Origin of the sequence: Parerythrobacter lacustris (assembly GCF_024626475.1) — a bacterium.
GTDB lineage: Bacteria > Pseudomonadota > Alphaproteobacteria > Sphingomonadales > Sphingomonadaceae > Parerythrobacter_A > Parerythrobacter_A lacustris.
In genome coordinates this window covers 158,551-172,571 of the sequence record NZ_JANKHH010000007.1, presented here as the reverse complement: position 1 = coordinate 172,571, position 14,021 = coordinate 158,551, and the positions used below count along the sequence as shown (strand labels likewise).

Here is a 14,021-nt window from a genome sequence, read left to right as displayed (position 1 = left end):
GCAGTCATTCGCGTCCAATGCCGTGACTGTCGTCCATCGCATGTTTGAGAGCCAAGACCGCCCGGAACATGTCACGCGATTTCGCGCCAGTGGCTGCGGAAAGTGCGTTGGCGATTGCCTTGGTTGGCACCCCCCCAGCAACCAGGCTGGTGGCCATCCGGACCAATTCATCGCCTAGATCCGCCTTCTCGACCGATTCAACCGGGGCGATGACGATAGTGAACTCTCCGCTGATCGTTGGCCAACTGGCGACTTGGTCGAGAACTTCGTCGGCAGGACCGCGAAGCACGACCTCGCCCGGACCGGTCAGATTTCGGCAAAGTGCGATTCTGCGCTGCCCCAGCAAGCGCGCAATGTCGCCAAGCGCTTCCCGGAGCCGATGAGCAGCTTCGAACACGACTGTCGTGTGCTCGGCAAAACCCAGCTTCTGAAGGGTACGCCCTCGGGCGCTGGACTTGGCCGGGAGAAAGCCCGCAATGCGCACGTCGGTCGTTGGAAACCCCGCGACCGCAAGCGCTGCACTGGCGGAACCCGGTCCAGGCACCACGCCTATCGCAATGTCGCGATCGATCGCCGCACGGAGCAAAGAGAAGCCCGTATCTGAGTTCACCGGCATTCCGGCACGCGAAATCAGGGCGACCCGGCATCCTTCATCCAATGCAGCCAGCACCTCCTCCGTCCTTTCCGCTTCGTTCTGCAAATGGAACGAGACCATCCTGCCACGAACATCGCCGAGGATACTCGATGCAGTGCGCGGGTCTTCTGCCAGGATCAGATCGACACTCGCGAGAGTTGCGATGGCGCGAGGCGACAGGTCCAATGCGTTTCCAATCGGCATGCCGACCAGGAACAGCGCTCCGGACCGGTCACCGTCGATCTCGCTTATGGTGATATCCAGTTGCGCATCGGGGCTACGGAGGGCGGCGACCAAGCGGCGATCCAGCGACGCCGATCCTTTATCTGCATCGATGCACAGGCTCCTGTGCTGGGCCTGCGGATTGGTGCGTATTATGAGCGGGTCCGATGCGATGTAGAACGGGTTGATCCGTGCGTGGACGACATCGTGACAACCGCCACAGGCCAGCTCGATGCGCACTTGGCCGCGCAAGCGCAGCAATGCTTCCCGGTCGCAAAGGGTGCTGACCCCGACGATGCAGGTTCCCGATTCAGTGAGGTCGGACTCCGGGACGAGTTCGAACGTGCGCTTGTGCGTGGCCTTGATGTTCGTGTGCCCTTGCGCGCGCATCAGGGCGGTTAGAGGTTCGACACTCTTGGACAATCTAGCCCTTTCGGATCACTACAAATGGTGATGTCGGCTTGCGCATCCCCGAATGCAACACCGTATGCGCCGCAAAGGCCATGCTCTCCCAGGCAAAGCCATAAAACGGCCTTTCCCGGTTGACAGAAAGTCTCCAGAACCCGCTCGTCTGATGCTATCGGAAGACCATAACTTTGCACGAAGGTCGAGATCAAATGGAATCGGGTGATGCCGACGGGTTCAGGCAACTCCGTCACAAGCCGGTGCTCACGCCGTCTTCGGACGCCGAGCTCATCGTCGCATGCATGCAAATGCGCACCAACGCCAACTTCTCGTCGATCCTGCGCACGGCGAGCTGCTGCGGTCTGCGGCGGGTCATTGTTGAGGGACAGGCATCGATCGAGAAGAGGATTGCCCGGGACGGCGCTCAGACCATCGAGGTCGAAAGACGGCGATCGCTTGAACCGGTGCTGCTGCAACTTCGCAAGGAAGGCTATCGGCTCATCGGACTCGAACAGACCACCAACTCTGTATCCTTGCACGAATACAGATATCCGCAGAAGGCGGTCATCGTGATCGGCAACGAGCGCACGGGCATCAGCGAAGGGCTGCTGGACATACTTGACGATGTGGTCGAGATTCCGATGTACGGCGTACCCTACAGCTTCAATGCGGCGACGGCGACATCGCTGGCGCTCTATGAGTTTCGCAGACAGCACAGGTAACGTTGGCCGCGATCACGCGAGATGCCGTCGCGTGCAGCTATCTGATGCGGGTCGACATATGGAGCGACTGGCGATCCGCTCCGCGCACCAATTGGCGTCCCCATTGGCTCTTGAACGGAGGGTCCCCCTTGAAGACCTTGAGTCGGGGTAACGCGAACCCGGCATCGACATAAGCCTCGAGCATTTCCGGATCATTGGCCGGATCCGCAGATACGGGAAACCCGAGCCTTTCCAGATACTGCGGATCTTCGAAGGTGCTGTAATTCAGATATATCTCCACGTCCGCATTGGGCTTGCCACATTCCCTGATGCGTTGAAGATGCGCCTTCACAGGCAGGGCGACGATCTTCAGCAGCGAGCCCCATGGATAGTTGATGGTTATGCAGTCGGCCAGGTTTTCCAGCGGCCCCGGCAGGCTTTCGGCGGCCGCGCGGATGAAGATGGCATTGGGAACGCCGCCGCGTTTGACGCTGCTCTGCGCGACGCGCGCGGATTTCGCCATATTCTCCTTCACCGGATCGAGACCGATCCACAGCCAGTCCGGTCGTTCGCGGGCGGCGGCAATGACGAAGCGACCGTCACCCGTTCCGATATCGAGCGCGACGCCGGCATAACCACCGGCGCGTTTTTGCAGCCAGGATGGGTCCAGAGGGATGGACTTTTTGCCGATCACGACCTCGAAACTGGCCGACATAGAATATCCCGTGCAATTGAAGGCGTGGAACAGAGGCCCTTAGCCATTCCTGCGAGGCGGCGGAATAGAGGGCGACACAAAGCATGCCGCAGCACCATCCTGGCGGCGAGCCTGGCGACCGGGAAGTCCCCGGGGGCTGAAAGGCGACACTAAGGCGACACCAAAATCATACAGCGCGCAGGCGGAGGGGATGGCGGGGAGTTCGCTGGGGAAGTGGTGAGATGTTCGGCTTACGGATCCGAAAGCTGAACAGATAGACAAGCTTCACACATAGCGCGCATGGCAATTAAAGTTGCACGCGGTCCGGGTGAGCGGGGGGATTCGGTTTTCAAAGAGCCGGTGGAGGCTAGCAGGCCCACGGCGTGTAGGAAAATGGTGAGATTGTTATCATCTCGCGCGATAGGCCGGTTATGAATTCTATCAAAATTTTAGGGATCGGTTCATCTCTGCGAAATATCCCGCCATTGCGGCCGCAGTACCCTCGGAAAGGTCAATGAATACCCGACGCTTGTCCATCTCGTCCTCGGAGCGCACCAGGATGCCCTGTTTGACCATTTCGGTGATCCATCTCAATGCTGTCGTAGGTGGCACCGCTGCAGCAATGCACAACGAAGTCACCGAAACGCGCACGTGCTCAACACGCGCGGCTGTGAGATCCAGCAGAATGTCCCAGGCAGGATCGGCGAAAAGTTCTTCACTGAAATAGCGGCCCCGCATTCTCCGCAAGTGCAAAATCTGCCTCACTTGCCGAGCTGAGGGCAACGGCGGTCGCCGCGACCTGACGAGCCCGGAAGTGAAATCCAGACTGTCGCCTTCGCGCGGCTCATTATCCGGAAAGCTGAAGGCAGACGCCTCCTCAGTCTCAAGATTTGGTACGCCCCCTTTTATCCGATTGGTCACCTGCTTCAATTCATCAATCAAGCTTTCCAATTGCCGAAGTCGCTCATTCTCCATTCCGATTCGTGCCCCCACCTGGCCCAAAAGCGATAAGCAAAATCCAGTATAGAGCCTGTTTGGACAATTAAAAAATGCACCAATGTCGAATTAACTATATACTGATCGGAGCCGCAGGTTCCGGGGCAGATATGCGCCTCGTCAACTGCGGCACATAATAGAAGGAGGGCATTTTCCCCCATTTCGGATGTATTTTCTGCTGACCCAAGGCAAGCTCTTGATGGTCCCTTGTTCGCATTAACGTTGCCATCAGATCGCGGACGAGCAAGGAGATAGCATCCTGCCTCAAGCGCTAGAACTCGCAAATGCGAAAATTGCCGTCACTACAGCCGAAGAATTGGATTTGCCACCGACCCCGCGCTGTTACCCTCGGGGCATTTCAGTGAAGTGGTGGAGTTCCTCGATTTGGGCTACAAGCATCCTCGTCAGGCTGCGATTTGTGATTTCGCTGAGCTGGAAGAATTGCCCCTTTTGGACCAGCATGTCGCGTGATACCAACAGTGTAAGCCAGCGCTCCGTCAATCCGATGGACAGGTTGATCTGGCCAGCCACTTCTTCCAGACAGCAAGAAACCCCTTTCCGTTTCGCAATGAATGCGCAAAGGAGAATGTCCCAACCGGGCTCTCCCAGAACCGTTGGATCGATCATCAATCCACGCGCTTGACGTTGCGATAAGATTCTCTCGGCCTGGATCCGCAGCAGGTCTCGGCTATTGTCGGCAAGACTAGCGGTCACATCCACTCTTTGAGAGCTCCAGACATTTTAGTTGTCGATGCCTTCGTCGGCGAACTCGCACTGCTCGCGAATAAGCTCGATTGCATGGGAGATGTGAATTCCTGCGACACCGAGGTCGAGACCATCGGCACATTGAAGGCAAATCTCAAGGGTTTCGATGAGCTTTTGCGTGTTAGCTTCAACGCCCCTCTCCTCCCGACCTACCGGTGTTTGTGGATTAAGCATAAAGGTGCTATTTTCCTTGTCCTCACAAGATGACGCTTAGCAAACTTCGCGACTCGCTCGCAATGCTTATGTGTATCCGCCAACCAGTGACGAAAAGTTACGCTGGCTGAAGTCCGGGGACACAAATTCAAAGTCATGAGGCCGACCCCGGCCCCCAAAAAGCCTTGGGCCCGAGCAATCCCGGAGCGACGGTGATACCTGCCACACGACCACCAACCGCGCCGGCCCTCAGCGTCTCTTCTTTCCTCTGCGATCCTTGCGTGAAACCACTTGCGCGGCGCTTGCTGGCGGGTGCCCCTCCACTATGCTGCGCATGGTCCCCTTCCCCGTGCCGACGAGAAATAGCAATGCGATAGGGGTGACGGCATCGAGATTCGCTGGCGCGGCCTGAACCAACCCCTCAAGGCACCACATAATCGAAACTCGGCCGCACCCTCGCGCTCACCTCCACCACGAATCGCCCGTCGCGGAATTCGCCTGTTTCGACATACTCGGCCGATGCCGCGCCGATGCGCCATTCGATCGGGGGGAGTTCGATCAGCCGCCAGCTTGCCGCGGGTTCCAGAGCCACATCTTTGATCCTGGGCCGCCAGTAGCGTTCGAACGCCGTCGTCGTCGCCCGGTCGAGCTGTTCGCCGGCAGAATGCAGGACACGCATCCCGGCATAGGCTCCCGAAGTATCGAACAATGCGCCGACCTGAACCACACCCGCTTCCTCGCTGCGCAAGGCGCGAGCGGGGTAGTTCCTCGACAATGCCGTCGCCATCGCGGCGGGCGGCCCATCGGGCGCGACATCCTGCCAATCGAGCGACGTTAGTTCTGCTTCCGCCGGGACCAGCGCCATGCGGTCGGTCGCAGGAAAGGCCTGCGGATCGCCGGTCGCCAGCACGGCTTCCGCCCGCGCCCGTACCGCCGCATCCTCGCTCGCCAGCCGGTTTTGCGCAATCCGCCGCCAGATATTCGCCGCTTCGGCGTTCGCGGCAGCATCGAGACCGTTCGCGATATAGGGCGAATACCAGTCGAGCAGCTTCGCCGCCGCGTCGTAGTCCGGCGGGCCGTAGCCCGTGTCGGTCACCAACCGCGCGACCGACAGGCGCAGCTCCGGGTCGCGGATCTGCAGGCCGTAAGACAGCGCATCGAGCGGGCTGTAATAGGGTGATGTGCGATCCTTCACCGCCTCCACGATCATCCGGTCGCGCGCCGGGTTCTGGCCGAGCGTCTTGAGCGCCCGATCCCAATTGCCCGGACGGAGGAATTCGGCGCGCGTCTCCGCCTCGCTCCAGCCGTCGGGCAGGCGGTCCTCGTAGCGGCCCGGATTGCACATGAAGCCTTGCTGGAAGGTGTCGTTGACCAACCAGTCGCGGAAGGCGATGGCGCGTTTGCGCTGCGGATCGGCGGTCTGCGCATTCTGCGCTGCCGCATGCAGTTCGCGCAGCCGCCAGCCATCGAGCAGATCGAACAGCGGGCCCGCCGCCGCGTCGTAGAGTTCGAACGCCAGCTCGCGGTTCTGCGGGCAGCGGTTCTTGCCCTGCGCGAAGCTGTAGGCGACCGGGGCGATATCCTCGTAGGCCAGCTCGCGCTCTTGCAGCAGCCAGAGCGTCTGCGCCTTCCTCAAGAGCACCTCTCGACATTCGCTGCGCAGGTCGGTTTCGAACTCGGCCGGTATGCTTATGGTGCAGGCCTGCGCCACCCCCTGCCCCGCCATGACCGTGGCGAGCGATGAAGCGACAAGGATGCGCAGCGACCGCATATGCACGAGGCTACGCCGATTGCGGGAAATTTCCAGCCTTTCGGCTCGCTAGCCGTCTTCCCCCTCGCCCCACACAAACCGCGCCACCCCCACCGCCAACACCGCTCCCACCAATTGCGCAGCTACGAAGCCCGCCACATTGCCCGGCGCGATTCCGGCGAAGGTGTCGGTCAGGCTGCGACCGATGGTGATGGCGGGGTTGGCGAAGCTGGTCGAGGAAGTGAACCAGTAGGCAGCGGTGATGTAGAGTCCGACGCTGGCCGGGACCCACGCCCGGTTCGCGCGGATCGTGCCGAGGATCGTCAGCACCAGCCCGAAAGTCGCGATCCCCTCGCCCAGCCATTGCCCCGCGCCGGTACGCGGCTTGACCGAGAATTGCCACACCGGAAGATCGAACATCAGATGCGCTGCCCACACGCCGACAATGCCCGCCGCGATCTGCACCAGCACAAACAGCACCGCCTCGCCCGCGCCGATCTCCCGCCGGATCAGGAAGGCGAGCGTCACCGCCGGATTGAAATGCGCGCCCGACACCGGGCCGAGCATGGCGATCAGCACCACCAGGATCGCGCCCGTAGCCACCGTATTGCCGAGCAGTGCGATGGCGACGTTCCCGCCCGCCAGGCTCTCTGCCATGATCCCCGAACCGACCACGCAGGCGAACAGGAAGAAGCTGCCGATCGCTTCGGCCGAAAGTCTGCGGATCATGCGTCGCCCCCCTGCTGCAATGCGCGTGAACAATCCGATTTACGGGCCGGACGCAAGAAAGTATTTCGAAGGCCATGGAGCGGGGGCTTCTTGCGGCGGCATTCGGCCTGATTCTGGCGATCCTGCCGCTCGGCCCGGCGGCGGCGGAGGTTCCGCGCCCAATCATGGCCCCGGTCGAACTTGCCGCCCGCGATTTGCCGCCCGATATCCGCCTGCCGTCGACCACCGAACTGGCGCGTATCGCGGAGCTCGAGGCGATGCTGCGGGTCGACCTGCCGTGCAACCGGTCGTGGGATCTCGATCGCGAGCCGGAGCGGCGCGAACTGCTTGCGCTGCACGCGGCGACCTGGGGGCCTGACCATCCGGCCACGGCGCGCGCGCTCACATCGCTCCGCTGCCACCTGACCTATTTCGGCAAGACGGCGGAGTCGGCTGGGGAGCGCGAGGCGATTGCCCGGCGCCTGCTGCGGATCGGGCGCGAACGCGACCAGCCGCTGGTACACCTGTCCGGCTGGTTGGGTTCGTCGCGCCCGTTCGGACGAGATCGCGCCAGCACCGAAGCGCAGCTCCCCGATGCGCGCATGGCCTACGACACGGCGACGCGATTCTTCCCGGCGAACGCGATCGAGATCGCTTTTGCGGCCAACGGTCTGGCGACAATGCTCGAGGCAGTCGAACGCCCCGCCGAGGCCGAACCGCTGCGACTGGAGGTCTACGACATCTTCCGCGCAACCCCGCCGCTCGATCGGCTGATGGTCCATCTCGCCGAACAGAACATCGCGCTCAACCTGCAAAAGCAGATGCGCGGCGACGATGCCCGCCCGTGGTTCGCCCGCGCGCTTGCAGGCTACGAGCGCGCCGCTGCCGAGGATCCGGACAACCGCCTTGCGCTGATCGCGTCCTATGCCCAGAATGCCTACTCGGATGACCTTGACGGAGGTGAACGGGTCTATCGTGCTCTGCTTGCCCGGCAGGAAGCGATTCCGGGCACCTCCGATACACAGATCGTGACGACACTCGTCGCCTTGGCGCGGATCAAAAAGCTGCAATTTTATCGGTCGCAGGATTTCGACACCAAGCGCGAATCCGGGGCGTTCTGGCAGCGCGTTATCCGTGCGACAGGCGTCGATCCTGACAACCCGTATTTCGTCGAAGCGTCCGAGCTGCTGGCGAGCGATCCCGAGACTGCGCCGCTCGCCATCTGGATCCTCCGCCGGGCGGTCGAGCGCAAGCCGCAGGATTGGGTCCTGCTGGAACAGCTCGGATCGACCCTGATGCTGAACGGCGAGATAGAGGAAGCACTGCCGATCCGGGAGCGCGCGATCGCGCTGGTGGAGGAACTGCGCGGACCGGGCGACCGGGAAACCCTGCGACTGTTGCTCAACATGGCGCGGCAGGTGTGGAACAAGGTCTCGATGGCCCGGGCCCGGCCCTACTACGCGCGAACCCTCGCAGGGTATAACGCCGAGCTCGCGGGTCTGCCAGAGAATGCCTCGCTCGTGTATCGCGAGGAACTGCGCAACTGGATCAGCGTGGTCGCCTCGGAGCAGATCAAGCTCTTCTGGTTCGACCGCGCGAATCTGGCGGACGGCGGTCCGCAAACCGCGCTCGCGCAGGCGTTCGCGGTCGCGCAACTAGCCCACCCCTCCTCCTCCGCTTCGGCAATCCGCGAGAATGCGGGTCGCGCAATCGCCGCGCGCGAGGGCAAGGCAGAGCTGTTCGACGCATGGCGGGACGCGCGCGACGCGCTGTTCGGCATAGACCTCGCGATCCGCGCCACCGCTGAGGATACAGTCGACGACGTAACACCGCGCTCCCGGCTGCGGACCGAGCGGCAGGAAGCAGCAGCCCGGCTGGACCGCGCCGCAGGAGCATTGCGGGCCGCCGCACCCCGCGTGTTCTCGGTGCTCCGGCCAGAGCCGGTCCCGATTGAAGCCATTGCCGGGCACGGCGGCAGGCGCGCGCTGCTGCGCGACAACGAGGCGCTGGTGTTGTTGTACCCCGGCATGCCGGCCAATGCCGGCGAAATGAGCCGCGGAGTGGTTTTCGCGGTTACGCGGGAGAAAGCCGCTTGGGCAGAAATCCCGCTCGACGGATTCGATCTGGTGAGCGCGGTGGAGGACCTGCGCTTCCTGCTGTCCCCCCCGCCGGGCGTCGCGCCTGCCGGACAGACCGCAAAAGAGGGGGACCGTAACCCGGCGACCTTCACCCGCTATGACCGGCAAGCCGCGCACGATCTCTACCGCGCGCTTTTCGGCAATCCCGACATTGCCGCCGTGCTCGAAGGCAAACCAAACTGGGTTCTGGTGCCGCAAGGGCCCCTGCTCAGCCTACCCTTCTCCGCGCTGGTCACCCGGCCGCCGACGGGCGGCGCGGCAGGAGATATCGACCCCGACGAACTGCGCCGGACCGGCTGGCTCGGCCTCGAACGGGCGATCTCGGTCCTTCCAAGCGTCGATACACTGGCGAACGGCAGGGCCGCCGGCGGAAGGCGCGGAGGGAGCATTGCTTCGTTTCTTGGTATCGGAGACCCGGCGTTTCGCGGTATTCCGGATGGTGCGGGCGACGGGGCGGCGGCTTCCGCTGCCGCTCCGGCCGAGGTGCGCAGCTTCTACCGCTCGGGTTCGGTCGATCTCGCGGCCATCGGGCAACTCGCCCGGCTGGAGAAGAGCGGGCGCGAGGTGATCGAGATCGCCGACATCCTCGGCTGGTACGATGCCGATGTGCTGCTCCAGATGGAAGCGACGCAATCGAACATCGACCGACGCAATCAGGCCGGTCGGCTGCCGGAGGGCGGGCTGGTGGTCTTTGCAACCCACGCGCTGGTGGCGGGGGATCTCGGCGGCACGCTCGCCGAGCCGGCAATCGTCCTGACGCCCGAGATTGCGCCGGGCACGGCCAGCCCGGCTACAAGCGCCCCCTCTGCGGACAGGGACGGACTTCTGACGGCATCCGAGGTCGCGCAGCTCGACTTCCGTTCGTCGTTGGTGATCCTGTCTGCCTGCAACACCGCGGCCGGCCTGAATGGCGGCGAAGGGTTCAGCGGACTTGCCCGTGCCTTCTTCAACGCCAGCGCGGGTTCGCTGGTCGCAACCCATTTTCCCTTGCTCGATCTCGCCGGATCCCGGCTCACCACCCGGATGGTCGAACTGCTCCCGGACGTGCGCGGCGATGTGCCGGGTGCGATGCGGCAGGCGATGCGGGAGTACGCTGCCGATACGGCAGGAGACGCGACCGGACAATCGAGCGCCCACCCCGCCGCCTGGGCCGCTTTCGTGGTCATGGACCCCCGCTGACGAACCACGCGCGGCTCGACCTGCAAGAGAGGATTTAGCCTATTGACCGGGGCAGACATTCTGGCCGACATATCACTCAATCAACAAAAAGAATCAGGGTCGCCGATTCGTCACAATGCGTGGCTCGCTGCTGCATGGGAAAGCGGCGGGTGCGGTCAACAGGGGGATTACCATGATCAAGAGGCATCTTCACCTAGGCGTGTGCACCACGAGCATCGCGCTCGCGCTGGCATCGTCGCCCGCGATCGCATCCGAATCCGAGGAAGGCGCGCCCGAAGCCATCGCGGCAGAGGCGCAAGGAACCTTCAACGGGTTCCGCATCGAGGCGAGCCGCGAGGCGATCGCCAATGCACGGCTGACCTTCGATTTCGCCCCTGTGCCGGTGTCGCATGACTTCAACGGCCGACTCAACCCGCCCGATCCCGAGCTTATCGTGCGCACCAACATCGGCGTGGCCGGCTCGGTCGATACGGCCAACACGCTGCCCTCGGTGGTGCAGATATTCCTGCGCAACAATGCGACCGGCGGGGTGTTCTTCAACTGCACCGGCACGATGATCAACCCGCGCACCGTGCTAACGGCGGCGCACTGCCTCAACGACAGCTCGTCCGAAGCCTATGGCACCGCGGAAACGGGCGATCTCTCGCTGCTCGTCGCGACCGGCTTCAACACCGCACCGCGGCTGTTCGGAACGATCAATGGCGGCCTGACCTATGCCGAGGGCGGCGCGGCACAAAGCAGCGACGTGATCATCCACCCATCGAGCAATCTCGACAACGGCGGCCTGGGCTTCCCCTATGCCGATGTCGCCTTCATCGCGCTCGACGAGCCGATCACCGATGTTCCCTACATGCCGTTGCTGCTCAGCCCGCTGGACCAGCTGACCCATGTCATTGTGACGGGCTACGGCACGCGCGGCACCGGCGATGGCGGCGGTGCCGGGATCGACTTCCTGCGCCGCGTGGGCGAGAACATGCTCGGCGCGGTCGCCTCGAATGCCGATTTCATCGACAATGTGTTCTTCGGCTTCGCCCCCACCGCGGATACCTTCGGGATCGAAACCCAGGCGATGTATTTCATCGATTTCGACGATCCGATCCGCACCCCGGCCGAGCAGGCGCAGTGCACTTTCACCGGCACCAACATCAGCTGCGCGTCGCTCGAGGCGGTCAAGGCGATCGATTGGTTCGCGGGCGATGCGCTGCCGCGCGAAGCCGGCACTGCGCCGGGCGACAGCGGCTCGCCGCTGATCGTCGACCAGCTCTATGGCATGCCGGTCGTCGCGGGCGTGCTGAGCGGCGGTTACGACTTCTTCAACCTCAACAACCGCTACGGCGATGTCAGCTTCTACAACCCGCTGTATCTGTTCCACGAATTCATTACCGAGAACACGCCGTACAAATATGTCTCGGCGCGCAGCAGCGGCCGGTGGTCCAATCCGAACACGTGGACGCAGGATCTCGACCCCGGCTTCTTCATCGACGACGGCAACGGCAACCTGATCAACGCGCTGCCGACCGGTCCCGAAGAAGGCGTATACGGCACCGGGCCGAAACTCGGTTCGATCCTTGGCAACGACATCACCGGTGAAACGAGCGATCCTTCGTTCCTGCTCCCGCCCGAGGGTACGCCGGACTTTGGCGGCAATCTGCCGGAGTCCTCGCGCCTTCTCGGCCCTGGATCGAACCGCTTCGTTCCCCAAAACACCGACGGCACGGTCGGCACTGCCTTTGCCAATCCTGCACAGTATTTCGACGTGCTGCTGCATCGGCCGGGCACGATCACGGTCGACATGGATGTCGAAATCGACAAGCTGACGCTCGACCACAGCGCCGCCAACTTCAAGCTGCCGGACGGGTGGGAGTTCACCACGATCATCGGGCTCGAGCACTATGCCGGAACCTCGACCATCGACGGGCAGTTCAACGCCCCGCTGATCGCGCATTTCGGCGGACTGATCCAGGGCACCGGCACGATCAAGTCCGATGCCTTCTTCAACGTCACCGGGCAACTCTCGCCCGATACCCTCGCCAAGTTCGGCACGCTGACGGTCGATGGCAATTATATCCAGACCTCGGGCGGGGCCTTGCTGATCAACGTCAGCAAAGTGCGCAACACCTTCAACAGCGACCGACTGGTGGTAACCGGAGGTGCGAGCCTGGCCGGCACATTGGCGCTCAAGCCGACCGGCGCGGTGCGGTACGGCGACAACTGGACCGTGCTTAGCGCTGGCAGCATCACCGGCAATTTCGAGAACGTGTCGCTGGTGACCAACTCGCCCTTGCTCTACGGCATCTCGCGCGTCCGGCCCGACAACACGATCCATGTCGAAATCGGCGCACGTCCGATCGCACCGATCCTCGGCCCGACCAGCGGGCTGACATCGCTCGGCGACCTGCTCGACAGGCTGCGCGGCAACAGGTTCTCGGCGTTCTCGAACCTCTTCGACATCGTCGACACTGCCGGCTTCGACGTGTTCGGGCAGACCCTCGCCAGCCTCACCCCGACCAGCGGGTTCGGCCAGGCGGCAACCGCCAACGGCTTCTCGCAGCGGATTACCGGCCAGCTCGCCCAACGCACGCTGACCCTGCGCGGTGCAAACGATGCGGTGGCGGGCTTCTCTGCCGCAGGCAATGCCGGCTTCGCGCAGGCGGGCGTTTTGCCGGGCGAAGCGGGCAAGCTGGGCTTCTTCGGTTCGGTCAGCGGGTCGTTCCTCCACATGGGGCAGACCGACGATCCGCTGAATTCGAATGTGCTGACCCAGGCAACGCTGACGCAGGCCGGTGAACTGACCCTGGGTACCGACTATGCGGTCAACGACCGGCTCAGCCTCGGCATTGCCGTGAGCAGGATCCGCAGCAGCGCCAATGCGCGGCTCGGGGAAGAGGGCTTGAGGGACGAGAGCTCTGCCGTGGCGGTCTACGGTGCGGCGAAGTTCGGCAAGGGCTTCGTCGATTTCCATGCCGGTCATGCCGAGCAGCGGTTCGGGCTCGAACGCGCCTCGACAGGCGATTTCGTGTCGGCCTTCGATAGCGCGCGCGGCGTGGCGCAAGGCTCGCAGGCCTTTGCCGCGATGCGGGTGGGTTACGCGCTCGAGCCCGCCAAGGGGCTGACGGTGGGACCGGTAGCAAGCGTCGATTATGTCCGTTCGGACCTCGGCGGCTATACCGAGTTCGGTGCGGGTTCGCTCGGCCTGAACGTGCGGGATCGCAGCCTGACCTCGCTTGGTGCTAAACTGGGCGGCATGGCGGCGGTCGACCTGCCCGTCGGCCGCAAAGGCAAGCTCACCGCGTTCGGTTCGGTCGCCTATGCGCGCGAACTGGCCGACCGCGAGGACGTGGTGACCGCGTCCTTCTTCGGCGCGCCGGACGACACCTTCACGATCAGCAACCGGCTCGATCCCGAATGGGTGTCGGTCAACGCCGGGGCGGAACTGGCGCTGTCGGACCGCCTCAGCGCAAGCGCAAGCGTGACCTCCGACATCGGGCGCGGCGTGCTGAGCAACGACCAGGCGAACCTGACTCTCAACTGGCGGTTCTGACCGCCAGCACGGGTTGTTGCGAATGAATGGCGCCTCCGGAGAAATCCGGGGGCGCCTTGTTTTTGGCGATGATTTACAAAGCCAAGACCCAACCAGGATCCACAAACCCAACGTCTGTCATCCCCGCGAAGGCGG

General features: G+C 63.2%; 10 protein-coding genes. 3 read left to right on the top strand and 7 right to left on the bottom strand.

Going from position 1 to position 14,021, the window contains the following annotated elements; all coding sequences use genetic code 11:
• Nucleotides 1-4: 4 nt before the first annotated feature.
• On the bottom strand, nt 5-1,246 hold the full coding sequence (gene rsmI / locus NSO95_RS12725) for a 16S rRNA (cytidine(1402)-2'-O)-methyltransferase (RefSeq protein ID WP_257596650.1): 1,242 nt from the start codon (nt 1,244-1,246) through the stop codon (nt 5-7).
• A gap of 227 nt (nt 1,247-1,473) precedes the next feature.
• Between rsmI and NSO95_RS12720 the strand changes: the two genes are divergently transcribed.
• Nucleotides 1,474-1,983, top strand: coding sequence for a TrmH family RNA methyltransferase (locus tag NSO95_RS12720; RefSeq protein ID WP_257596649.1), 510 nt, complete (start codon nt 1,474-1,476; stop codon nt 1,981-1,983).
• Between the two features lie 37 nt (nt 1,984-2,020).
• Here the strand turns inward: NSO95_RS12720 and NSO95_RS12715 are convergent, their stop codons facing one another.
• The 6 genes from NSO95_RS12715 to NSO95_RS12690 form a co-directional block, all read right to left on the bottom strand.
• The gene (locus NSO95_RS12715; protein ID WP_257596648.1) at nt 2,021-2,677 is read right to left on the bottom strand and encodes a class I SAM-dependent methyltransferase; all 657 of its coding nucleotides are present in this window, start codon (nt 2,675-2,677) and stop codon (nt 2,021-2,023) included.
• Nucleotides 2,678-3,097: 420 nt separating this feature from the next.
• The gene (locus NSO95_RS12710) at nt 3,098-3,631 is read right to left on the bottom strand and encodes a hypothetical protein (RefSeq protein ID WP_366519010.1); all 534 of its coding nucleotides are present in this window, start codon (nt 3,629-3,631) and stop codon (nt 3,098-3,100) included.
• 363 nt (nt 3,632-3,994) lie between these two features.
• Entirely contained in the window at nt 3,995-4,366 is a 372-nt protein-coding gene (locus NSO95_RS12705; RefSeq protein ID WP_257596647.1) for a hypothetical protein, read from the bottom strand.
• Nucleotides 4,367-4,393: 27 nt separating this feature from the next.
• The gene (locus NSO95_RS12700) at nt 4,394-4,591 is read right to left on the bottom strand and encodes a hypothetical protein (protein WP_257596646.1); all 198 of its coding nucleotides are present in this window, start codon (nt 4,589-4,591) and stop codon (nt 4,394-4,396) included.
• A gap of 400 nt (nt 4,592-4,991) precedes the next feature.
• Nucleotides 4,992-6,341 (bottom strand): energy transducer TonB, encoded by a 1,350-nt coding sequence (locus NSO95_RS12695; protein WP_257596645.1) that lies wholly within the window; start codon nt 6,339-6,341, stop codon nt 4,992-4,994.
• Nucleotides 6,342-6,389: 48 nt separating this feature from the next.
• Nucleotides 6,390-7,049 (bottom strand): aquaporin, encoded by a 660-nt coding sequence (locus tag NSO95_RS12690; protein WP_257596644.1) that lies wholly within the window; start codon nt 7,047-7,049, stop codon nt 6,390-6,392.
• Between the two features lie 74 nt (nt 7,050-7,123).
• Between NSO95_RS12690 and NSO95_RS12685 the strand changes: the two genes are divergently transcribed.
• Both NSO95_RS12685 and NSO95_RS12680 read left to right on the top strand, forming a co-directional pair.
• The gene (locus tag NSO95_RS12685) at nt 7,124-10,345 is read left to right on the top strand and encodes a CHAT domain-containing tetratricopeptide repeat protein (RefSeq protein WP_257596642.1); all 3,222 of its coding nucleotides are present in this window, start codon (nt 7,124-7,126) and stop codon (nt 10,343-10,345) included.
• Nucleotides 10,346-10,517: 172 nt separating this feature from the next.
• Nucleotides 10,518-13,886 carry an autotransporter domain-containing protein gene (locus NSO95_RS12680; RefSeq protein ID WP_257596641.1) on the top strand — a complete coding sequence of 1,123 codons (3,369 nt, stop codon included), beginning with the start codon at nt 10,518-10,520 and terminating at the stop codon, nt 13,884-13,886.
• Nucleotides 13,887-14,021: the final 135 nt, after the last annotated feature.